This is a genomic window from Herbidospora cretacea (assembly GCF_001570605.1).
Lineage (GTDB): Bacteria > Actinomycetota > Actinomycetes > Streptosporangiales > Streptosporangiaceae > Herbidospora > Herbidospora cretacea.
Genome location: NZ_BBXG01000018.1, coordinates 126,056 through 148,550 on the forward strand (window position 1 = coordinate 126,056; position 22,495 = coordinate 148,550).

At 71.2% G+C, this 22,495-nt stretch carries 19 protein-coding genes; 9 read left to right on the forward strand and 10 right to left on the reverse strand.

What is annotated here, in order from left to right; translation table 11 throughout:
• Positions 1-23 precede the first annotated feature (23 nt).
• On the reverse strand, positions 24-245 hold the full coding sequence (locus tag AW270_RS28965; RefSeq protein WP_157522775.1) for a hypothetical protein: 222 nt from the start codon (positions 243-245) through the stop codon (positions 24-26).
• A 165-nt stretch (positions 246-410) separates the two neighbouring features.
• On the opposite strand from AW270_RS28965, the gene AW270_RS28970 reads away from it, so the two are divergent.
• Positions 411-1,967 (forward strand): AMP-binding protein, encoded by a 1,557-nt coding sequence (locus AW270_RS28970; protein WP_061299289.1) that lies wholly within the window; start codon positions 411-413, stop codon positions 1,965-1,967.
• Here AW270_RS28970 and AW270_RS28975 read toward each other — a convergent pair.
• On the reverse strand, positions 1,940-3,304 hold the full coding sequence (locus AW270_RS28975) for an MFS transporter (protein WP_245674902.1): 1,365 nt from the start codon (positions 3,302-3,304) through the stop codon (positions 1,940-1,942). The genes AW270_RS28970 and AW270_RS28975 overlap by 28 nt on opposite strands.
• A gap of 212 nt (positions 3,305-3,516) precedes the next feature.
• Here AW270_RS28975 and AW270_RS28980 point away from each other — a divergent pair, with 212 nt between their 5' ends.
• Complete coding sequence (locus tag AW270_RS28980) at positions 3,517-4,362, forward strand: helix-turn-helix domain-containing protein (RefSeq protein WP_061299291.1); 846 nt, start codon at positions 3,517-3,519, stop codon at positions 4,360-4,362.
• Complete coding sequence (locus AW270_RS28985; protein WP_061299292.1) at positions 4,359-4,571, forward strand: DUF397 domain-containing protein; 213 nt, start codon at positions 4,359-4,361, stop codon at positions 4,569-4,571. The genes AW270_RS28980 and AW270_RS28985 overlap by 4 nt, the downstream gene beginning before the upstream one ends.
• A 67-nt stretch (positions 4,572-4,638) precedes the next feature.
• Here AW270_RS28985 and AW270_RS28990 read toward each other — a convergent pair whose 3' ends face one another.
• The 6 genes from AW270_RS28990 to AW270_RS29015 form a co-directional block, all read right to left on the reverse strand.
• Positions 4,639-7,938, reverse strand: a complete 3,300-nt coding sequence (locus AW270_RS28990) for a PQQ-dependent sugar dehydrogenase (RefSeq protein WP_061299293.1) — start codon at positions 7,936-7,938, stop codon at positions 4,639-4,641.
• Positions 7,939-8,047: 109 nt separating this feature from the next.
• Positions 8,048-9,208, reverse strand: coding sequence for a sugar phosphate isomerase/epimerase family protein (locus tag AW270_RS28995; RefSeq protein WP_061299294.1), 1,161 nt, complete (start codon positions 9,206-9,208; stop codon positions 8,048-8,050).
• 962 nt (positions 9,209-10,170) lie between these two features.
• Positions 10,171-10,539, reverse strand: a complete 369-nt coding sequence (locus tag AW270_RS29000; protein WP_061299295.1) for a DUF8711 family protein — start codon at positions 10,537-10,539, stop codon at positions 10,171-10,173.
• Between the two features lie 111 nt (positions 10,540-10,650).
• Complete coding sequence (mscL, locus tag AW270_RS29005; RefSeq protein WP_061299296.1) at positions 10,651-11,076, reverse strand: large conductance mechanosensitive channel protein MscL; 426 nt, start codon at positions 11,074-11,076, stop codon at positions 10,651-10,653.
• 286 nt (positions 11,077-11,362) lie between these two features.
• A complete protein-coding gene (locus AW270_RS41915) occupies positions 11,363-12,811 on the reverse strand; it encodes a serine/threonine-protein kinase (protein WP_157522778.1) in 1,449 nt (482 codons plus the stop codon).
• Positions 12,798-13,802, reverse strand: coding sequence for a LacI family DNA-binding transcriptional regulator (locus tag AW270_RS29015; RefSeq protein WP_061299298.1), 1,005 nt, complete (start codon positions 13,800-13,802; stop codon positions 12,798-12,800). Before AW270_RS29015 ends, AW270_RS41915 begins: the two co-directional genes overlap by 14 nt.
• Positions 13,803-14,089: 287 nt before the next feature.
• On the opposite strand from AW270_RS29015, the gene AW270_RS29020 reads away from it, so the two are divergent.
• The gene (locus AW270_RS29020) at positions 14,090-14,740 is read left to right on the forward strand and encodes a DUF305 domain-containing protein (RefSeq protein ID WP_061299299.1); all 651 of its coding nucleotides are present in this window, start codon (positions 14,090-14,092) and stop codon (positions 14,738-14,740) included.
• Positions 14,741-15,066: 326 nt separating this feature from the next.
• On the opposite strand, the gene AW270_RS29025 is transcribed toward AW270_RS29020, so the two are convergent.
• Complete coding sequence (locus AW270_RS29025; RefSeq protein ID WP_157522781.1) at positions 15,067-15,669, reverse strand: hypothetical protein; 603 nt, start codon at positions 15,667-15,669, stop codon at positions 15,067-15,069.
• Positions 15,670-15,722: 53 nt separating this feature from the next.
• Here AW270_RS29025 and AW270_RS29030 point away from each other — a divergent pair, with 53 nt between their 5' ends.
• The 4 genes from AW270_RS29030 to AW270_RS29045 are packed head-to-tail and all read left to right on the forward strand — an operon-like array spanning position 15,723 to position 21,543.
• The gene (locus AW270_RS29030) at positions 15,723-16,406 is read left to right on the forward strand and encodes a response regulator transcription factor (RefSeq protein WP_061299301.1); all 684 of its coding nucleotides are present in this window, start codon (positions 15,723-15,725) and stop codon (positions 16,404-16,406) included.
• Complete coding sequence (locus AW270_RS29035; RefSeq protein ID WP_061299302.1) at positions 16,407-17,705, forward strand: sensor histidine kinase; 1,299 nt, start codon at positions 16,407-16,409, stop codon at positions 17,703-17,705.
• A 9-nt stretch (positions 17,706-17,714) separates the two neighbouring features.
• The gene (locus tag AW270_RS29040; protein WP_061299303.1) at positions 17,715-20,798 is read left to right on the forward strand and encodes an ATP-binding protein; all 3,084 of its coding nucleotides are present in this window, start codon (positions 17,715-17,717) and stop codon (positions 20,796-20,798) included.
• A gap of 46 nt (positions 20,799-20,844) precedes the next feature.
• Positions 20,845-21,543: an oxygen-binding di-iron domain-containing protein gene (locus AW270_RS29045; protein WP_061299304.1), complete on the forward strand. Its 699-nt coding sequence runs from the start codon at positions 20,845-20,847 to the stop codon at positions 21,541-21,543.
• 3 nt (positions 21,544-21,546) lie between these two features.
• Here AW270_RS29045 and AW270_RS29050 read toward each other — a convergent pair whose 3' ends face one another.
• The gene (locus tag AW270_RS29050; RefSeq protein ID WP_061299305.1) at positions 21,547-21,930 is read right to left on the reverse strand and encodes a TIGR03618 family F420-dependent PPOX class oxidoreductase; all 384 of its coding nucleotides are present in this window, start codon (positions 21,928-21,930) and stop codon (positions 21,547-21,549) included.
• Positions 21,931-22,040: 110 nt separating this feature from the next.
• Here AW270_RS29050 and AW270_RS29055 point away from each other — a divergent pair, with 110 nt between their 5' ends.
• Positions 22,041-22,493, forward strand: coding sequence for a winged helix-turn-helix transcriptional regulator (locus tag AW270_RS29055; RefSeq protein WP_061299306.1), 453 nt, complete (start codon positions 22,041-22,043; stop codon positions 22,491-22,493).
• Positions 22,494-22,495: the final 2 nt, after the last annotated feature.

The window sequence follows — 22,495 nt, forward strand, 5'->3', positions numbered from 1 at the left end:
CCCTTTCACCTCAGACCCGAAGGTCAGTGGTGCTGACCACCCTGGCGCTGCTGCTGCGAAGAGTGCGGCTGCTGCTGCGACCGCTCCCCACCGGCCGTGCGGCCGCCCATCGAACCGCCGCCCATGCCCTCACGCTCGGGCCGGTTCGCACCGTCCTCGCGCTTGTCCTGCTTGGCCGCGCGCTGGTCCTTGATGGCGGTGCGCTTGGCCTTGCCCGACGTCTTGGGCTGGCGCTTCTGAGGCATTTCAGCCATATTTTCCCCCGAAAGTGGCTTTGATGACGCTACGTGTGCCATCGACTACATTCATACCCATTCGTCCGAAAGTAATCACACATGCGGTTTGTGTGAGAATGGTCGCAGACGAATGTTCTGGACCAATGTTCTGGACCCGTGGTTTTGGAGGGTGCGGTGACCCAGTTCGACCTGGCCACGCTGCATGAGGCGATCGCGGCGGCGGTCCCCGACCGGGAGTGCCTGGTGTGGCGCGACCGGCGATCCACCTGGCGCTCGGTGACCGGACGCACCCGGCGGCTGGGCAACCTGCTGCACTCCCGCGGGTTCGGGCCCGGCACGAGGCTGGCCGTCTACCTGCACAACGGCCCCGAATACCTGGAGGCCCTGCTCGGCGCCCATAAGGCCCGGGTGACCCCGTTCAACGTCAACTACCGCTACACGGCCGACGAACTGGCCTACCTCTTCGCCGACGCCGAGCCGTCGGTGGTCGTCTTCCACGCGGCCTTCGCGCCGCTCGTGGCCAAGGTGGCCACGCCGTCGATGCTCCTGCTCCAGGTCATGGACGACTCGGGCCACCCCCTCGCCCCCGGAGCCCTCCCCTACGAGGAGGCGCTGGCCGCGTCCTGCGACGACCCGGTCCCGGTCACCCCCTCGCCCGGCGACCACCACATCATCTACACGGGCGGCACGACCGGCATGCCGAAGGGCGTCGTCTGGCGCATCGGCGACCTGCTCGACGGCCCGGTCGGCGTCCGCCGCCGCGACGGCTCCGGTTTCGCGAGCCTTGCCGAACTGGTCGGGCACGCCGCCGCCAGCCGCCGCCGCATCCTCCCCGCCGCGCCGCTCATGCACGGCACCGGCGTCTGGTTCACCCTCAACGGCTGGTGCCTCGGCTCGACCGTCGTCATCGCCGACCGCGCCGACCGCTTCGACGCGCCCAGCCTGCTGGCCACCCTCGAACGCGAGCGGGTCACCGGCACCGTCATCGTCGGCGACGCCTTCGCCCGCCCGCTGGTGGAGGAACTGCAGAGGCGCCGGTACGACCTCAAGCTCGGCATGATCGGCACCAGCGGGGCCTTCCTCGGCGAGGCGTTGCGCGCCCGCCTGGCCGAGCTCATCCCGGGCGTCCGGACCGTCGACACCCTCGGCTCCTCCGAGACCGGCAACTCGGCCGTCCGCATGGACGGCGGGAAATTCGAGGCGGGCCCGTGGACGGTCGTGCTGAGCGCCGACCAGACCCGCGTCCTGTCACCCGGCGACCCCGAGGAGGGCTGGCTGGCCCGCTCGGGCCCGATCCCGCTCGGCTACCTGGGCGACCCGGACAAGACCGCCCGCACCTTCCGCACGGTGGACGGCGTGCGCTACGCGATCCCGGGCGACCGGGCGGTCCGGCGCGCCGACGGCACGATCGACCTGCACGGCCGGGAGGCGACCGTCATCAACACGGCGGGAGAGAAGGTCTTCGCCGAAGAGGTGGAGGGCGTGCTCCGGGAGGTCGCCGGGGTCGCCGACGCCCTGGTGGTCGGCCGGCCCAGCGAGAGGTGGGGCCAGGAGGTGGTGGCGGTCGTCCAGACGGAGGAACCCGGCGGGCCGGACGACGCCGCACTGAAGAGCGCGTGCGCCGCCCGGCTCGCCGGGTTCAAGGTGCCGAAGGCGTTCGTCAGGGTCGAGCGGGTCCGACGGCACGCCAACGGCAAGGCCGACTACGCCTGGGCGCGGTCGGTGGTCTGAACGCTGAGCGGCGCGGCGATGTCCTCCAGGGACCGCCGTGCCGCCTCGATGCCCATGAACCACTGCACGAGACCGGCCGCGATCATCAGGCCCGCCCCGATCAGATAGCCCACGGTCACCTGGCCGGCCTGCTCGCTCTCCACGAGCCGGCCGAACAGGATCGGCCCGATGATGCCGCCGAGGCCGGTGCCGACCGCGTAGAACAGCGCGATCGCCAGCGCCCTCGTCTCCATCGGGAAGATCTCCGACACCGTCAGGTAGGCCGACGACGCCCCCGCCGAGGCGAAGAAGAAGACCACCATCCAGCAGATGGTCAGCGTCATCGCGTCGAGCGCGCCCGCGTTGAACAGCAGGGCCGTGCCGACGAGCAAGAGGCCCGACAGCACGTAGGTGCCCGCGATCAACGGCCGGCGGCCGATGGAGTCGAAGAAGTGGCCGAGCAGCAGCGGCCCCAGGAAGTTGCCGATCGCGATGGGGATCAGATACCAGGGCGTCGAACCGTCGGGCACCCCGAAGAAGGTGGCCAGCACCAGGGCGTAGGTGAAGAAGATCGAGTTGTACAGGAACGCCTGGCCGACGAATAGCGACAACCCGACGACGGTACGCCGCGGATACCTCTTCACCAGCGTGACCGCGACCTCCGACAGCGGCGTGTGGTCGCGCTGGTTGACCGTGATCCGCTGGTCGACCTTGGGCAGGTCCTGGTGCACCGACCGCTCGATGCCGGTGACGATCTTCTCGGCCTCCTCGTCCTTGCCGTGGATGAACAGCCAGCGCGGGCTCTCCGGCACCAGCCTGCGGATCAGCAGGATGCCGATGCCCAGGATCGCGCCCAGCCCGAACAGCAGTCGCCATCCGAGGTCCTCCGGCAGCACCTCCGGGTTGAGCAGCGGGATGGCGACCAGCGCGCCGAAGATGGTGCCCAGCCAGTAGGAGCCGTTGATGATCAGGTCGATCCGGCCCCGGAGCCGGGCCGGGATCAGTTCGTCGATCGCCGAGTTGATGGCGGCGTACTCACCCCCGATTCCGGCGCCGGTGAAGAACCGGCACAGGAAGAAGTACCAGGGCTCGAACGAGAACGCCGTCGCCACCGTGGCAGCCAGGTAGAGCGCCAGCGTGGCCAGGAAGAGCTTCTTCCGGCCGTACCGGTCGGTCAGATGGCCGAAGAAGAGCGCGCCTATGCACGCCCCGAGCACGTAGATCCCGGCCGCCAGGCCCACTTCGGAATCGGTCAGGTTCAGTCCGCCGGCCTCGCTCGTCAACCGGGGCCCGATCACTCCGACGATCGTGACCTCAAGGCCGTCGAGCACCCACACGGTGCCCAGCCCCAGAAGCACGAGCCAGTGGAAACGCGACCAGGGCAGTCGGTCTAACCGCGCTGGAATGTCAGTGGTGATCTGCTTCATGCAAGGCCAGCTACCCCAAGAAGGACATGGGATTCTCCAGCGGTGCAGAAATGTCCTCCGTCACTAATCCGCATTACCTGGAGTCCCTAACGCGCCGTGGCAGACTCCATGGCACCGGCATTACCAGAAAGGGCTATTAGTCAATGGGAACTGGGCGCCAGCCGACGATCCGGCTACGCCGTCTCGCCGGTGAGCTCACCCGTCTGCGCGTCGAATCCGGCTACAGCCGCGAGGAGGTCGCGGGACGGCTCGGTGTGGCGTTCTCCACCATCTACCGCATCGAGACCGGGCACACCCGCCCCCGGGCGAGAACCCTCCGTGACCTGCTCGAACTCTACGAAGCCGACCCGGCCCACCAGGCCGCCCTGGCCGACCTCGCCCGTGACGCGGGGGACCGCGGCTGGTGGCACGCCTTCGGTGACGTCCTTCCCGGGCCCTATGTGGGGCTCGAATCGGAGGCCGTGTCGGTGCGCAACTACGAATCGGTGGTCATCCCCGGCCTCCTCCAGACCGCCGACTACGCGCGGGCCGTCATCAGCGCCGCTCTCGTGGAGACCCCCAAGGCCACCGGCCGCCGGGTCGCCCTGCGGCTCGAACGGCAGCGCAAGCTCGACCAGCCAGACTTCGCGATGTGGGTGGTTCTCGACGAGGGCGTCGTGTGGCGCCGCGTCGGCGGCCCGCAGGTGATGGCCCACCAACTCCGTCACCTGCACGAACTGGCCAACCGTCCCAACATCACGATCCAGGTGCTCTCTCTGCGTGGTGGCGCCTATCTCGGCATGGGCAGTCCGTTCAGCATCCTGAGCTTCGCCGGGCCCGCCGACGGGGAGGTCGTCCTGCTCGAGAACCCGGGCGGCGAACTCTACCTGGAGGCGGCCGACCAGCTCAGCCGCTGCGCCCACATCTTCGACCACCTCCGGGCGGCGGCACTCAGCCCGGAACGGTCGTTGGAAGTACTCGAATCCGCAGAGAAGGAGATGACGTCATGAAGTTCCCCGACCTGGACGTTGCGGGCGCCACCTGGCGCAAGGCCCAGAAGTCCAACAGCCAGGGAGACCAGTGCGTCGAAGTGGCCCTGATGGGCCACGCGATCGCGCTGCGCGACTCCAAGAACCCGACCGGCCCGACCCTGGTGTTCACACCCGGTGAATGGGACGCATTCGTGCACGGGGTGAAAGGCGGAGAGTTCGACGTATAAGCGTCCGCGATAACAAAAGAAGGGAGGGGCCACGGGGGCCCCTCCCACCTTTGTGGTTATTTACCTTTTAGATGGCGGCGAGCAACGCGTTGGCGTCTCTTTCGAGGGCCGCGCGCAGTTCCGCGTCCTTGACGTAGTCACGCTGCGACAGCGTGCGGATGAAGCTGTTCAGCTCCGACCTGGCCGCGGACGGCTTGTTCAGGCTGAGGCTGTGCTGCGCGTCGCGCAGGCTGTTCAGCAGCGCGGTGGCGCCGTTGGCGGTGATCTTGCCGGCGTCGCGCATCCGGGGGATCAGCGTCTCCAGGTCCTCGTACGACGTGGTCACCGTGAACTTGACCTCGGCGGTCGCGGTGCGGCCGGCCTTGTCGGTGACCGTGCCGACGAGGGTGTGCTCGCCGAGCGACAGCTTCCACAGGTCGAACGGCTGGCCGGGGGTGACCGGAGTGCCGTCGATCGTGGCGGTCGTGGTGTCCACACCCGAGTGGGCGTCGGTGCCGGTCACCACGGGGGTGACGACGTCGCCGGTGCCGTACTCGCCGGCGGTGACGCCGGTGACCGCGGCCGTCGGGTTGGTCTTGTCGATCCGGATGGTGAGCGTGCCGACCGGGGAGACGTTGCCGCCCGAGTCGGTGGCCCGGTAGAGGAACGTGGTCACGCCCTCGGCGGTGATGTTGATCGCGTTGTTGGCGTTGGACCAGGTCTGGCCGCCGTTGGTCGAGTACTGGCGGCTGGAGACGGTGCCGTTGTCGGTCGCGGTGACGCTGACGCTGACGTTGCCCTGGTTCCACCCGTTGGCGTTCGGCGCCGGGGTCGGCGTCGCGGTCACGGTCGGGGCGGTGGTGTCGGCGACGCCGCCGCCGACGTAGGTGAAGGAGTCCACCTCGACGCCGCCGGTGGAGGTGACGTACAGCTGGCCGGTTCCCGTCGGGGCGCCCGCCAGCGACTGGGTGACCTCCTGCCAGCCCGCGCCGGCCGGGATGGTGACGCTGGCGAACGGGGTGGCCGTCGCCGAGTTCCAGCGCAGCGCCAGGGTGCCGGCGCCGGAGGCGCGGACCTTCACGCTGTTGATGCCGGCGAAGTTCACCGGGTCCCAGGCGATGGAGTCACCGGGGTCGAGCGAGGTGATCTTGCCCAGGCCCGAGGCGTTCGGGTCGTCGGTGTCGACCGCGCCGTTGATGATGTCGGCGTGCTCGGCCTGCTGGAGCTTGGGGTTGAGGATGATGCTGGCCTCGCCCAGCGCCGGCGGGAGGCCGTTGGCGCCCGCGTCGCGGTAGGAGATCACGACGACGCCGAAGATGTTCTCGGTCTCACCGTGCTCGGGGGCGTTGGCCGGGGTCGGCCAGGCGCCGGTGCAGCCCGTGCCCAGGGTCTCGGGGTGGGCGTGGTTGTCGTGGCCGAGGCCGAAGTTCCACTGCATCCGGGAGCAGACCGCGTTCGGGCCGTCCTCGGCGTCGTTGGCCGAGAGGTTGAACGGGATGGCCTGGCCCCAGTCGAAGAAGCCGCCGTTGCCGGGGGTGTTGACGCTGACTTCGGGAGCGGTGTTGCCGACGGAGATCTCGACCGAGGCCAGCGCCGACTTGCCGCCCGAGTCGGTGACCCTGAGGCGGGCGAAGTAGAGGCCGTTGGCCGCGTAGGTGTGGCTGACCTGGACGCCGGTCTTGTCGAAGGTGCCGTCGCCGTCCACGTCCCACTCGTAGGTGAGGGTGCCCGGCTCGGTGTCCGTCGAGCCCGAGGCGTCGAAGTTCACGGTCAGCGGCGGCGCGCTGGCCGACGCCTTGTCGACCTTGATCTTGGGCTGCGGGGTCTTGTTGTCGGCCGCGTAGTCGATCCGGTAGAGACCGGAGTCGGGGTTGGCGCGGAAGAAGCCGTCGCCGTAGTCGAGGACGTAGAGCGCGCCGTCGGGGCCGAACTCGATGTCGATCGGGCTGTCGGTGATCGGCATGGCGGCCGTGGTCAGCGCCTTGTTCGGGAAGAACTGCTCGATCTTGGTGACGGGACCGTCGGGGCCGGCCAGGGTGAAGGCCGCCAGGTAGTCCTGCGAGAACTCGGCGAAGAACGCCTTGCCGTCCCAGTACTGCGGGAACTTGTGGGGCGAGGGGTTCGCGGCGTCGTAGTGGTAGATCGGGCCGCCCATCGGGCCCTGGCCACCCTGCGGGTCGAAGTCGGTCAGACCCGCCCACTCGGCCGGCTGGTGGGTGTTGTTGTCGCCGTAGTACAGGTCGGCCGGGGTGGCCGGGGGCAGCTGCGCGATACCGGTGTTGTGCCGCGAGCCGCTGACCGGGCCGGCGGCGCAGTCGAAGAACTCACGCGGCGTGTTGGTCGCGAAGTTCCAGTTGTTGTAGTTGAAGTTGTTGCCCGTGCAGTACGGCCAGCCCGCGTTGATCGGCTTGTTCGTCGGCGTGGTGTTCCACTCGACGTAGCCCATCGGGCCGCGGTCGGCGTTCGGCGCGCCGGCGTCGGGACCGTAGTCGGCCCACGACAGGGTGCCGGTCGACGGGTCGACGTCCAGGCGGAACGGGTTGCGCACGCCGGTCACGAAGACCTCGGGACGGGTCTTCTCCGTGCCGACCGGCCACAGGTTCCCGGCCGGGATCGTGTACGAGCCGTCGGCCTGGACCTTGATGCGCAGGATCTTGCCGCGCAGGTCGTTGCTGTTGCCGGCGCCGCGACGGGTGTCGTTGCCGGGGTTGACGCCGGGGGCGTCGTTGTTCGGGGCGTAGCCGTTGGCGCCCGGCGCGGAGGCCGGGGTGTTGTCGCCGGTGCCGAGGTAGAGGTTGCCGTCGGCGTCCCAGTCGAGGTCGCCCGCGACGTGGCAGCACTGGCCGCGCTGGACCTCGACCTTGATGATGACCTGCTCGGTCGTCAGGTCGAGCTTCTCGCCGTCCCACTTGAACCGGGAGAGCTGGTTGTAGCCCTTCCACTGGTCCCAGTAGGCGTCGGTCTGGCCCGCCGGCAGCGTGTTCGGCGCCGAGCCCGTCGGGGTGGTCGCGACGTAGGGCGGGGTCATCGTGCGGGGGGCGTAGTAGAGGTACACCCACTTGTTGGTCGCGAAGTCGGGGTCGAGCGCGACCGTCTGGAGCCCGTCCTCGGAGTTGTTGTAGACCGGGATCGTGTTGACGATCTTGGTGATGCCGGTCGACGGGTCGGTCAGGCGGAGGTCGCCGGTCCGGGCCGTGTGCAGGACGCGCAGGTCCGGGAGCACGGCCATGTCGACGGGCTCGCCGACGTTCTTGGTGAGGGTGATCTTCTCGTAGTTCGACCAGGTCACGGCCGGGTCGTCGGCTGCCTGCGCGGGAGCGCCGAGCATGCCTAACGGAAGCGCCAGGGCGGCCACGATGGCCCCCAGCGCCCTTCGGGTACGCTGCATGGAAGGTACTTCTCCTTGGACGAGGAGTATCGGGACCGGACCGCCACGCCCGCCGGGGCAACGGCGGATCCGCGCGGCGGTCCGGTATGAAACTGGGCTTCGGAAGTGGTTACTCGTAGTACCGGTCTTCGCGCATGGCGGCCCAGTTGTTCCAGCTGAGCTGGGCGATGTTGAGCGACTGCATCGGGTCGGTGCCCGGCGCGGTGTCCTGCTCGAACATGGGGTTGTGCTTGTCGCGGATCTTCACCGTCTCGAAGAACTCGCGGTAGTTGATGTTGCCGGTGCCCAGCGGGGCCATGTCGTAGCCGTTGGCCGTGGCCGGGTTGCTCTTGCCGTCCTTGATGTGGAACAGCGGGTAGCGCTTCTGGTTCTCGCGCACGAGCTGGAACGGCTGGAAGATGTCCTGGACCACGGTGCCGTCGGCCGCCGTGTAGTTGCTGAACTTGTACTGGGCGACGTGGGCCCAGTAGAGGTCCATCTCCAGGAAGACCAGGTGCTTGTCGGTCTGGCTGAGGAAGTACTCGAGCTTGCGGATGCCGGACGACCGGGTCGGCCGGCCCTGCGCGTCGAGTGGGCCGCTGTCGAGCAGGAAGTTGTAGGCGGCGTCGTGGTTGTGCGTGTAGAGCTTCAGACCGGCCGCGGTCGCCAGCTCGCCGAGAGCGTGCCACTTGGCGATGGCGATGTCCCAGTCGGCCTTGTAGTTGCTGTTGGTGGGGTCGCTGCCGGTCCCGACGTGCTGCATGCCGAGGATGTTGGCGATCTCCAGGTGCTGCTTGAAGCGGTCGATGTCGGCCTGGCTCAGCGGCCACGACGACGGGATGAAGCCGTGGTTGCCCTGGGCGCGCAGCCCGTAGGCGTCCAGCCAGGTGCGCAGTAACTGGGCGCCGGCGACGGATTCGAGGGTGCGGCCGCCTTCGGCGTTGGCGTGCTGGGTGTAGCCGGCGAACTCGATCTGCTTGTAGCCGATGGTGGACAGCGCCTCCAGGACCTCACGGAAGCCCGAGGGCGCCGTGTTGATCAGGGGGTCGCGGCCCGTGGCGTCGCGGACGGTGTAGAGGATGATGCCTCGCTGCGAGGCGGGAACCAGGGCGCTCCGGTCGTCCGGCAGCGCGGGGGCGGCGGCGGGGACCTCGTCGGCCATGGCGGCTCCGGGCAGGGCGAGCGGCAGCGCCGTGGCGGCGGCCACGCCGGTGGTAGCCGCCATGAACTGGCGCCGGTTCAGCCCCAGGCTTCGGCGGAGAGCGTCGTGTCGTGCATGAGTGTCGCTCACGCTTACTCCTCTTCGATGAGGGACGCGTGCGCCGATCACGTCTCTGTGACTCTGTGTCGACCCGCAGGCTGCCACCGCCCTTGAGCTGATCGATGACATTGTTACTACGGGATATGAGGGGGGTCAACGGGCCCAGGGCCCCGTTGTGATCCCCGGTAGGACCGTTCCCCACGCGGGTTGGAGCGTGTTCTCGCTGGCCATCGGTAACAGTGCAACGTCACATGGGGCGTTGGGAGGCTAATTAATCTCGTTCCTCGGCAGACTTCTGTTGACAAAAATCATAAGTCCCATCTATCGTCCCGAAACATGTAGGACATCTGTGGTTTCTCCTACATAACATCCGATGTATCCCGGGTGACGGTTCCGCCAGAACCGGAGGCCCTCGTCCATGCCCCATCCTCCGTCTCCTGGTGGAAACGGTTCGGTCCCTCCCCGTCGTCGCGCCGAGTCGACGGGTCACCAGGGAAATGCCACCCCGGCCTGGATCCCCAGCATGAGTGTTCGGAAAACGCCGCGATCGCCGTGCCTCTCCGGAGGTACGGCGATCGTGAGTTCATGTGCGTTGAAGAGTCCGATGACCTGTCGGCCGGTTCGGTTCCCCGGCCGGTCGACTGGTCGGACGGACCACCGCCCGCCGGCTGTTCCGCCGGCCGGGCCGTTCGAGTAAGACCTGCGCCGGGCGGGCCCTGACCGCTTTGCCTCGGCCGTTCCCCTGTTGCCGGTTCTCCCGTTTCCCCGCCGGGCCGTCGCCCGTCCGCCGGGATCCGCCGCCGGTTCGTCCGCCCGCTCTGTTACCTGTGGTCGCTGCGCCGTTCCCGGAAACGCCCGCCCGTCGCGGCGCTGGCCGGAGCGGCCGGTCGGCGCCGGGTGCGGGGCGGGGCCCCCGCGGTGGTCGGTGCCGTGGTGGGCGGAGCCACGAGCCCCCGCCGGGCCGGAGAGCGGCCCGGCGGCGTGGCGGTGGGTCAGCCCGCGCAGGCGAGGCCGAGCTCCTGGGTCGCCTCGGAGGTCTTGGTGGCGAACTCGGTGATCGCCGAGGGGTTCGCCGGGTCGATCTTGAGGGTGGCCCACGTGTCGGCCATCTTCGTGAGCGAGGCCTTGAGGTCGCCGTCGGCCTTGTCGGACAGGCCCTTGAGCTGGGTGGCCAGAGCCTGCGTCTCGGTGTTGATCCCGTCGAGGTTCCCGGCGGCCTGGCCGACCTTGGTGCTGTAGTCGGTGAACGCCTTCATGGCCTCGTTGCACACCTCAGTGGTGTTCGAGCCGGCGCCACACGCGGCCACGCCCATGAGCAGGGAGGTCGCACCGGCGACGAGGATGAGGCGAGCGGTCTTCATTGGGAGAGTGCCTTCCTAGTTGTCTTTGACGAGACGGGACACTAGGGAAGCCGACTTGCGGGGACCTTTCACGACGCTTACAGGTTTTACGCCGCTCTTATGCCCGAAGCCTTAAGCCGGGGGCCGCTCGGACGCCGCGGGGGTCAGGTCGCTGGTGCAGAACGCACACCTGCGGGCCTCGATCGGTACGTCGCTCAGACACTCCGGGCACTTCTTCTCAGTGGCGACCTTGTCCTTCTCGAACATGGCGACCAGCCGGGTCATGGGGGTGACCACCAGCCAGTAGACGACGGCCGCGACGATGAGGAAGGCGATCAGCGTGTTGATGAAGTGACCGTAGGCGAAGACACTGCCGTTGATCGTGAACTTCAGCTCGCCGAAGGCTTCAGCGCCGCCGCCGGTGATGGCCTTGACCAGGGGTGTGATGAAGTCGGCCACCACGGCCTGCACTAATCCGGTGAAGGCGGCCCCGATGACCACGGCGACCGCCAGCTCCACGATGTTGCCGCGGAGCAGGAACTTCTTGAATCCACTCATGGACCCGCAGGTTACCCAATGAAAGGGCGCAGATTCCGCATGAAAGATTCGGCAGGATTGCGGGAAGGTGTCGGGCGGGTGCGGCGGCGGGCGGGAAACCGGCCGGAAACACACCCTTATTCTGGGAGCGCTCCCATTGACGGGAGCGCTCCCATGGGTTCTCGCGGTATTAAACCCTGAATTCGAGGGATCGTGCGGACACGTGCGGAGGCCCGCACGATCGCCTTTACTCTCCCTGGTCAGAACGTTCCCGGCCAGCTTCCGTTCCGGAGTGTGGACCGGGGGGTCAGGTTCCCCTCGCGGCGAAGGCGGCCGACAGCCGGTCGAGGGCCGCTTCCAGCCGGGCTTTCAGGGCCGGGCTGAGGGCCTGCTCCCGCAGCCGGTCGTCGAGCTTCCTGCGCAGGTTCGGGACCCCGCGGGGGTCGTCGTTGGCGAGCAGGTTGCGCATCTCCAGGTGCAGGTCGTCGGCGGCGTAGCCGGCGATGTCGCGCGACTCGCGGCCCTCGGTCACCAGGCGGGCGAAGTCGCCCGCCGCCGACGCCACGGTCGGGGCGCCTCGGGCCGGGCTGGCCAGGGGGATGGGGGCCAGGGTCGAGCCGGGGCGCGGGGTGGGCCTGGGCGGCTCGGTGGCCGGCGGGGGAGCTGGGTCGTCCTCCGCCGGGGCGTCGGGGCGTGGCTCGGCCGCGTCGGTCGCCCGGGGTTCGGCCGTCGACGGACGCGGGTCGAAGACGGGGACGCTGTGGTCCGGCGGGATGCGGGTGAGGGTGGCCGTGGGGGTCACGCCCAGGCTCGTGTCCGCCGCCAGGCCCGCCGGGGTGCCGCCGGGCTGCTGCCAGACCAGGATGCCGAGGGCCAGGAGCCCGGCCACGGCGGCGCCCCACTTCACCCAGCCGGGCTCGCGTTCGGCCTCCCCGGGCGTCAGGGCCGCCGCGACCTCGCGGGCGCTGGGCCGGTCTGTCGGGTCAGGCGACAGACATCGGCGGCAGACGGCCGCGATCTCGGGAGGCAGTCCTGGGACGCCTTCGGGGCCGGGTGGCGGCCCGTCGCGGCGGGCCAGTTCGATGCCCTCCCAGGTCGTCTCGGGATAGGGCGGGTGGCCCTTGAGCATCTCGTACAGCAGGACGCCCAGGGAGTAGACGTCGACCGCCGGGGCGGCCGGCAGCTCCTTGAGGCGTTCCGGGGCCACGTAGGGCGGGGTGCCGAAGTCCTTGACCAGGTCGTCGTCGGCCTCGCCGGCGAACGCGGCGATGCCGAAGTCGAGCAGCTTGGCGCCCTCGGGGGTGAGCAGGACGTTCTCCGGCGTCACGTCGCGGTGGACGATGCCGCGTTCGTGGGCGGCGGCCAGCACCAGCGCCAGGCGGGCGGCGGTGGCGGCGGCCTCCTCCCACGGGAGCGGGCCGTCGGACAGGCGGTCGGCCAGCGACCGGCCTTCGAGCAGGCGCATCACGACGTAGGCGGCGAGGCGTCCCCGGGGGGTGACGGTCTCGCCGTAGTCGTACACCTCGATGGCGTCGGGGTGGATCAGCCGGGCCGTCGCCCTGGCCTCCCGCCGGATGAGTTCCCGGCCCGGGGTGTTCTCGTCGAGGGATGAGTCGAGCAGCTTGATGGCGACGGTCCGCTGGAGCGACTGGTCGAAAGCCTTCCAGATGACCGACATCCCGCCCGTCGCTATCCGCTCCTGGAGCAGATAACGACGGGTCAGGACATCGCCTTCGGCCAGCTCAGGTCGATTCACGGACGATCAGTTCCGTGGGCAGGACCGGGTTGCCCTTGGGCGGCTCGCCCTCGGCCAGGGCCATGAGGAGCATCCGGGCGGCCAGGGCCGCCTGTTCCTCCACCGGCTGGCGGACCGTGGTGAGCGTCGGCGAGGTGTGCCGGGCGATGGGGGCGTCGTCGAACCCGACCACCGCGACGTCGTCGGGCACCTTGCGCCCGGCCCGTCGCAGCGCCTGGATCGCGCCGGCCGCCATCACGTCGGACGCGGCGAACACCGCGTCCAGCCTGGGTGCGCGTTGGAGCAGCCATTGCATGGCGTGCGCGCCCGAGGCGTGGGTGAAGTCGCCGTACGCGACGGGCATGTCGGTGACCCCCGCGTCGCGGAGGGTCTCCCTGAACCCGTCGAGCCGGTCGCGTGCCGCCGGGAGAGTCGGCGGCCCCGCGATCGTGGCGATCACCCTGCGGTTGCCCAGCAGGAGGTGCTCGGCGGCCTGGCGGCCTCCGTCGCGATTGTCCATGTCGACGTACGGGAGATCCACGCCGTCCGGCGGGCGACCGGCACTGCGGACCGGTATCCCCGAGGCGGCGAGTGTCACGGCGAGCGGGTGGCGGGCCCGCGCCCCGATCAGGAGCACCCCGTCGACGGCCCCCGCCACGAGTGGCGGAGCGGCGATCGCGGCGGTCGCCGGAGTGGCGGTCATGACCACGAGGGGTACCCCATGGCCGGCGAACACCTCTTCGGCTGCCGACAGCAGGCGTGCGTAGTACGGCTCGGTGAACAACCGAGGCGTCTGCTCGCACACCACTGCGGCGACGATCTGGTCCGTACGGCGCGCGGTGGAGCCCCTCGGAGCTCTCCGTCGGACGTACCCCAGGCGCGACATGGCGTCGTGGACCTGTCGCCTGGTGCTTGTTGTCACTCTGACCGAGCCCGTCAGGACTCGGGAAGCGGTTGCCGGGGAGACGCCAGCAGCGGCGGCTACCTCTGCGAGGGTGGGAAGATCGGCCATCCGGTCTCCTCAGGCCCGAATTGTGTCACGCGGCGGCTTGGGAGCGCTCCCAAGAACGTATCACTGTTTCGTGCGTGTCAACAGAGGTTTCGAGTGGATGAAACCTTTCATCGCTTTTCGAGCCACTTGCGCATGATCGCAGGCTAGAACAGGTCTCCCCAAAGCGCACGTGCCTTTGACCGAAAGAGTTAGGAGAGTTCTGCCGGAGGCACTGTTCGTGCCTTCCGCGGCCCTCCCGACCTTTATCTGAGCACTCCCTTATCCGGGTTTCGGTAAGGTCTCGGCCCATGACGACCTTCCCCCGGATCGCCCTGCCCACCGCCCTCGTGGCCGTGGCCCTGATATCCGGATGCGCCGCCGAGCCCGCGGTCGAGGCCGCGCCGTCCGCCGCCCCGGCGGCCACCTCCGCCGCGCCGGTCCCGACCGTGACCGCCTCCCAGGAGCCCGTGCCGACCGAGACGGCCACCGAGGAGCCCGCAGTGGCGGAGAGCGGGCCGAACGAGGCGGACAAGGTCTTCGCCTCGACGCTGATCGCCCACAACCTCCAGGCGTACGACCTGACCGGCCTCGCCGGGACCGCCGCGGGCGACCAGTGGGTGCGCGACTTCGCCGCCGCCTACCGGGCCGAGCGCGAGCCCGAGGTCGAGGCGCTGAAGGGGTGGCTGGCCGAGTGGGCGGTGGAGCCGCTCCAGCGGGGCAAGCCGATGCCGGGGCTGATCTCCGATAAGGACATGGCCGACCTGGCGGCCTCGGCGGGCGCCGTCTTCGACGAGCGGTTCACGGCGTTGATGATCAAGCACCTCAAGGGCGCGCTGGCCCTGGCTAAGGAGGAGAAGTCCGGCGGGGCCTACGGGCCGGGGGTGGAGATGGCCGACGCGATCATCACGGCGGGCGAGAAGCACCTGAAGGACCTCCAGAAGTTCGAGAAGTCCCTTTAACCGAGACGCGATCGGCCTTCGGAAGGCGGCGCGGACGGTCGGCCGGTCGTGGCTCGCGCCTGTAGACAGGGGACCGGGCGACCGTGGCTCGCGCCTTGTGGGAAAGGCGGTGCGGGCCGCTGAAGGCCGGCTGCGGCTCGCGCCTCGATTCGCCCGATGGACAGATGGCGGGGTTGCGGCTCACCCGTGGAATCGGCTTGATGGGGCGGTGGCGCGGACGGTCGAATGCTGGTTGTGGCTCGCGCGGGGGAGTTGTTTCAAAGGAACAGCGCGTCCCTATCTGTTCGCGCGGTGTGACGGCGGGGGCCGGGTTCCGGTCCTGTGTCCTACGTTTCGTAGGTGTCGAGCCTCGGTGGCAGGGCGTTCCACGTGCAGAAGGCCGAGGACTCCCTGCCGTCGCGCAGGAAGGTGATCCGGAGCCAGAAGGACTCGGCCCAGGTCTTCAGTTCCCAGCCCTCCGCCGGGGTGGCGGACACGATCCGGCAGTCGTTCTCCCGTACCGCGACGACCGCGCGGCCGCCCTGGAGGGTGAAGGTGTGGAGTTTCTCCGAGGGCTGGTCCTGAGAGGGAGCGGGCTTCGGGGCCTGGCTCTGCCGGGGGGCCGGAGGCGGGGTCTGGTCGGGGGTCTGGGCCGGCGTCTGGCTCGGAGGGCTTGTCGTCTCCGCGACTGCGGGGCGGCCGGTGGGCTTCTTGCGGGGTCTGGGGGTGGCGGTCGGAGAGGGCGCGCTCGCGGTCGCCTCGGGTGAGGGGGGCGGGTCGCGCCGCGTGGCGGGCGCCGCGTTCGGCTCGGGGGCCGCGACCACCAGCGGGGTCAGCGGTTCGCCGTCCCCGAGGGCGGTGCGCAGGACGCCGCTGACGCCGAACCAGGCCACCCCGACCGCGAGGGCGGTGGCCCCGCACCACGCCACGGTGTACCCGATTGCACGCATATGGCGGCATTATCCCCGAAAGACCAGAGAAACGTGTCGTAACGTGTGGGGCCATGGCGACGGTTCTGGTGGTGGAGGACGACGAGTTCGTCCGGTCGGCGATCATCCGCGATCTGGGTGGCCGCAGCCACGCCGTGCGCAGCGCGGGCGGCGCCCTCGACGCGTTACGCGACATCGCGCACTTCCCGCCCGACGTGGTCGTGCTGGACCTGGGCCTGCCCGACCTCGACGGCGCCGAGGCGCTGAAGATGCTGCGGGCCATCTCCGACGTGCCGGTCATCATCGCCACGGCGCGCGACGACGAGGCCGAGATCGTCCGGCTCCTCCAGGACGGCGCCGACGACTACCTGGTCAAGCCGTTCTCCGGCGACCATCTCAACGCGCGCATCGAGGCGGTGCTGCGGCGGGCCCGGACCGTCCCGGCGACCGCGCCGATCCGGGTGGGCGGGCTGACCGTCGACCCGGCCCGGCGGGAGGCGGCGCTCGACGGCAGGCCGCTGGAGCTCACCCGCCGGGAGTTCGACCTGCTGGCCTATCTGGGCGCCAGGCCCGACCGGGTGGTCTCCCGGAAGGAGCTGCTGACCGAGGTGTGGCGGCAGTCGTACGGCGACGACCAGACGATAGACGTGCACCTGTCGTGGTTGCGACGGAAGCTGGGGGAGAGCGCGTCGAATCCCCGTTACATCCACACGGTCAGAGGGGTCGGGGTCCGCCTCAGCGCGCCGGGTGGCGAGTAGATGCGCAGGAGCCTGGCGCTGGTCGCCGTCGCGGTGACGGCCATGGTCGCGCTCGCGTTCCTGATCCCCCTCGCCGCCGCCGTCAAGCAGGCCGCCGAGAGCAGGGCGCTGGGCGACGCCGAGCGGCAGGCCAGCATGATCGTCCCGGCGCTTGTCGTCACCACCGATCCCGAGCGGCTCGAACCGGCGCTGGCCAGCACCGCCGCCGGGGGCGCGGCGCGGCTGGCGGTCCATCTCGACGGCGTGTCCGTGGGGGTCTCGCGGGTCGGAGGGCTCGACCTGGCCGCCGCGCGGGCCCGGACGATCCGGGTCTCCGGGGGGTTCGCGCTGCTCCGCCCGGTCGCCCTCGACCGGGGGAGGAGGGCGGTCATCGAGGTGTACGTGCCCGACGCCGCCCTCAGCGAAGGCGTCGCCGCCTCCTGGGCGGTGCTCACCGGGGTGGCGGTCGCGCTGGTCGCGGGGTCGGTCGTGGTGGCCGACCGCCTGGGCTCCCGGATGGTCCGGGCCACCCGGTCGCTGGGGGCCGCCGCGAGCGCGCTCGGCACGGGTGACCTCTCGGTCCGGATCACCCCGGCCGGGCCGCCCGAGCTGGTCGCCGCCGGGCAGGCCTTCAACACCATGGCCGACCAGGTCGCCGGGCTGCTCGCGGCCGAACGGGAGCTCGCCGCCGACCTGTCCCACCGGCTGCGGACCCCGCTGACCGCGCTGCGCCTCCACGTCGGCACCGACGGACCGGCCGCCGAGCAGGTCGACCGGCTCGAACGCGAGGTCGACGCCATTATCGAGACCGCCCGCAGACCGGCCCGCCCGGTCACGGGCTGCGACGCGGCGGCCGTGCTGAGGGAGCGGCTGGCCTTCTGGTCGGCGCTGGCCGAGGACCAGGGCAGGCCGTGGGACCTGTACGGCGCCGACGAGCCCGCCAAGGTCCCGGTCGCGGCGGCCGACCTCAGCGCGGTCGTCGACGCCACCCTCGGCAACGTCTTCCGGCACACCCCCGAACGGACCGCCTTCACCGTCACCCTGCACCAGGGGTCCGGCATGGTCGGCATCCTCGTCGCCGACGCCGGGCCGGGCATCGACGACCCGGCGGGCGCGCTGAAGCGCGGCCACAGCGGCGCGGGGTCGACCGGCCTCGGGCTGGACATCGCCCGCCGGCTGGCCGAGTCGACCGGCGGCCACCTCAAGGTCGACCGGTCGCCGCTGGGCGGCGCGGCCGTCCAGATCTGGCTCCGCACGACCGGTCCGCGCCCGGCGCGGCGGCTGCTGCGACGAGCCGGACATCAGCCACCAATTCGGTAGAGTCCGCCCATGGAATTCCGGGTGCTCGGGCCCATCACGGTGATCGGCGCGGACGGCGTCGCATTGGACATCGGACCGCTCCAGCAGCGCTCGGTTCTCGCGCTCTGCCTGCTCGCCTCACCCCGGCCGGTGACCGTGGCGCGCATCATCGACGCCCTGTGGGACGAGGGGCCGCCGGCGAGCGCGGTCAACACCGTCCAGGCGTACATCTCCAAGCTGCGCCGGGCGCTCGAACCCGGCCGGTCGCGGCGGGGGACCGCCGCCGTGCTGGTCGGCCGGTCGGGCGGCTACGCCCTGGACATCCCCGACGGCGACGTCGACCTGCGCCGGGTGGCCGCCCACGTGGACGAGGGCCGCCGGCTGCTCGGCGCGGGAGACGCCGGGAAGGCGGCCCGGGAGTTCCGGCTCGCGCTCAGCGAGTGGCGGGGCGACGCGCTGACCGGGTTCGAGAACCTCGCCTGGGCGCGCGAGGAGCGCGTCGCGCTCGACGAACTGCGGCTGACCGTCGTCGAGGAGGCCAACGAGGCCGACCTCGCCCTCGGCCGGGGCTCGGCGCTGGTGCCGGAGCTGGTGCGGCTGGTGGCGGCGTACCCGACGAGAGAACGCGTCCGCCGCCACGCCGCGCACGCCCTCTACCAGGCCGGACGCCAGGCCGACGCCCTCGCGCTGCTGGCCGAGGGGCGGCGGGTGCTGGTCGACGAGCTCGGCCTGGACCCCGATCCGCGCACCCGCGACCTGGAGGCGCGCATCCTCGCCCAGGACGCCGCGCTCGCCCCGGCGGCCCCCGTCCGGCTGGCCGCCCCGCCGCCCGCCGAGGAGATCCTGGGCCGCTCGGCGGAGCTCGACCGGCTCGCCGCCGCCGTCGCCGCGCCGGGCCACCGGATCGTGCTGGTCGCGGGAGAGCCGGGGATCGGCAAGACCAGCCTGGTCGAGGCGGCCGCCCACCGGGCGACCGGCGCCTCCGGGGCGCGCGTGGTCGTCGGCCGCTGCTGGGACGGCGGCGGCGCGCCGCCCTTCTGGCCGTGGGTGGCGGCGCTGCGCGAGCTGACCGGCCGCGACGGCGAACTCGCCGAGATCACCGCCGCCACCGGCGAGTTCCCCATGTACGAGGCCGTCGCCCGCCTGGTCAACGCGGCCGGCCCCACGGTGGTCGTGCTCGACGACCTCCAATGGGCCGACACCGCCTCGCTGCGGCTGCTCGACTTCCTGGCCACCACCCGGTCGTGCCCGGCGCTGACCGTCCTGGCGACCTACCGGGACACCGAGGTCGGCGAGCCGCTGGCCCGCACGCTGGCCGCGCTGCGCCGGCTGTCCCACGTCGAGGGCGTGACCCTGGGCGGGCTGCCGGAGGACGCGGTGGCCGAATACCTGGCCCGGTCGGGCGGCGACCCGCTGCGGGCAGGGGTGGAGCTGCGGCGTACCGGCGGGAACCCGTTCTTCCTCGGCCTCGGCGACTCGCCCGGCGCGATGGCCGAGGTGCTGCGCGGGCGGCTGGCCGCGCTGCCGCCGGGCGCTCACGACGTGCTGAGCGCGGCGGCCCTGATCGGGCGGGAGACCGAGCTCGGGGTGCTGCTCGACGTGCTCGACCTGCCGCAGGACCAGGTGCTCGACGTGCTCGACGCGGCGGTGCAGGCCCGGCTGCTCACCGAGCGGTCGCTGACCTACACCTTCAGCCACGACATCGTCCGCGACGTGCTGCGCGAGGGCCTGGCCCCGCTGCGCCGCCGCCGCATGCACGCCAAGGTGGCGCAGGTCCTGGAGGGCCGCGGCACCCAGCCGGGCGAGCTGGCCTACCACTACCGCGAGGGCCTGGTCATCTCCGGGATGGCCGCCAAGGCGATCACCTACGCCCGCGCCGCCGCCCGGCACGCCACCGGCCAGTTCGCCCACGAGGAGGCGGCGGCCCACCTGGAGCACGCCGTCGCCCTCACGGGCCAGCTCCCCGTCACCGACCTCGCGCTCAGGTGCGACCTGCTGATCGAGCTGGCCGAGGCGCTGACCGTGGCGGGTCTCAACTCCCGCGTCCACGCGGTGCTGGACGAGGCCGTCACCGTCGCCGACGACCTGGGCGACGCCGAACGCCTCGCCCGCGCGGCGCTGGGCTTCTCCGACCCGCTGGTCTGGGCCATGTACGAGGAGCTGAACGCCACCGACGTCCTGGTCGGGCGGATCGACCGGGCGCTGCGCGGCGCCGGGTCGCGCTGGCGCTCGATGCTGCTGTCGGCCGCCGCCATCATCGGCGCCTTCACCCGCCCGATGGACGAGAGCCGCGCGCTGGCCGCGCGGGCCATCGAGGAGGCCGCCGACGACCGCTCGCTGCTGCGGGCGCTGAGCGCGGCCGAACTCCTGTCCCGGGGCGTGGCCCCCGTCGCCGAGCGCGAGGCGCTGATCGCCCGGATGCACGGCGCCACCGTCGACGTGGTCGACGAGTGGCTGGTCCAGGAGGCCTGGTACGTCGAGCTGTTCACCCAGGGCCGCTTCGACGAGGGCCGGCCGATCCTGGCCTGGCTGCGCCGGACCGCCGTCGACCTGCGCCGCCCGGCTCTCGCGGGCCTGGCGGGCTGGCAGGCGGCGATTCTGGCGTACATGACCGGGGACCTGGCCCTGGCGGAGGCCGAGGCGGCGGAGGCGGCCCGCGCCCACCCGGAGGGCGGCCGGGGCCCGAGGTCCCGCGCCGACCTGATGCGCGCCCTGCGGCTGCGCGCCGAGGGCGACTCGGCGGCGGCCCTGGAGATCGTCCACCCCGAGCAGATGTGGACGGTATTGCGCTGCGCCCTGCTGCTCGACGTCGGCCGGGAGGAGGAGTCGAGGGAGATCTTCGCCGGTCTCGCCCGCGACGGCTTCGCCGTGATGGTCGGCGATCTCGCCTACCGGATCGTCCCCGACGTGCTCACCGAGCTCATCGTGGCCTTCGGCGACCGGGAGGCGGCCGAGGCCCTCTACCCCCACCTGGAGGTCTGCGCCGGGCGGGTCCTCGGCTGGGCGATCGCCGACCGCTGCCTGGCCCGGCTGGCCGACGTGCTGGGCCGCGACTCCGCCGCGCTGCGTGAGTCGGCCGACGAGTTCGCCCGGCGGGCGGGCATGCCCCGTTAAGTTCCCGGCAAGAAACGGCCAAGCCGGACCGGCGAGGCTGGACCGCATGCTCGAACCCCATCGCATCGCCCCCGACACCGTGCTGGTCCCGCGCCTCGTCCCGGCCGCCGACGGGTTCGGATTCGTCAACACCATGGTGATCACGGGCCGGGAGCCGGTGCTGGTCGACACGGGCTCGGCCCTCCACCGCGACCAGTGGCTGGAGGACGTCTTCGCCGTGGTCGACCCGGCGGACGTCCGCTGGGTCTTCGTCAGCCACGACGACGCCGACCACGTGGGCAACCTGACCGCCGCCCTGGACGCCTGCCCCCGAGCCACCCTGGTGACCGGCCGCCTGCGCCACCCGCCGCTCGACCCCCGGAGAAGGGTCCGCCACCTGCGCGACGGCGAGCCCTGGCCGGTCGCCGGCCGCACCCTGCGGGCGGTCCGCCCGCCCCTCTACGACGCCTCGGCCACCTTGGGCCTCTACGACGACCGCACCGGCGTCTACTGGGCCGCCGACTGCTTCGGCGCGGTGGTGCCCCATCCCACGGCCGACGCCGCCGACCTGCCCTCCGGCGAGCACCTGGAGTCGGTCGACCGCTTCGCGACGGCGCTGAGCCCCTGGCGGGCGTGGCTCGACCCGGTGGTCTTCGGCGGCTACGTCGACCAGCTCGCCGCCATGGAGCTCACCGCCCTGGCCACCGCCCACGGCCCGACGATCACCGGTCCCCGGATCAGAGCCGCTTTCGACGCCCTGCGCTAACTCTCAGCCGACGCCGACCGTCTGCCGCTCGGCCTCGATCACGGCCACGACCCGCTCATGCTCGCGGGAGTAGGGCTGACCGGTGTACTTCACGGCCACCCGGTCGATGATCTCCCAGGCCGCGTCGCCCTCCATCCACTCGACGACCCGTCCCCGGATGACGACGGGCATGAACGGGTTGTCGGCGGGGGCGATCGACAGCGCCAGCCGGGGGTCGCGGCGCAGGTTGCGCACCTTGCGCACCCCCGGGCCGGTGAAGAAGACGATGTGGTCGCCGTGGGTGCCGACGAAGACGGGCACGTTGTGCGGCGAGCCGTCCGGCAGGACGGTGGCGAGGTGGGCGATCGAGGCGCCGTCGAGGACGCGGCGGACGTCGGGGTCGAGCATGGCGGTACTCCTTGGAAGAGAGGGGTGGTCAGCGATGGGTTCCTTGAGGAGACTCCGTAACCGTAACACCCGGAGTTCCGTAAGGGAACCCCGAAGGTTAGGATGGCGTCATGCAACGCACGCAGTTCGGGGAGATGGCCTGCTCCATCGCCCGCACCCTCGACGTCATCGGAGAACCCTGGTCGCCGCTGATCCTGCGCGACGTCTGGGTCGGCCTCAGCCGCTTCGACCAGCTCCAGGCCGACCTCGGCATCTCCCGCAAGGTGCTGACCGAACGGCTCGGCCACCTCGTCGAGCAGGGCGTGCTGGAGCGCCACCCCTACGACAACCGGCCGCGCTACGAATACCGCCTGACCGCCAAGGGCGCCGAGCTGGTCGACCTGCTCATGGTCATGACCGCCTGGGGCGACCGGTGGCTGGCCGGCGAGGCGGGCCCGCCGGTGCTCTACCGCCACCACGCGTGCGGCGAGATCGCCGCTGTGGACCTGCGCTGCGACCACTGCGGCGAGCCGATGCACGCCGGCGACGTCGACCCGCTGGCGGGGCCGGGCTCGGCTCCGTGACG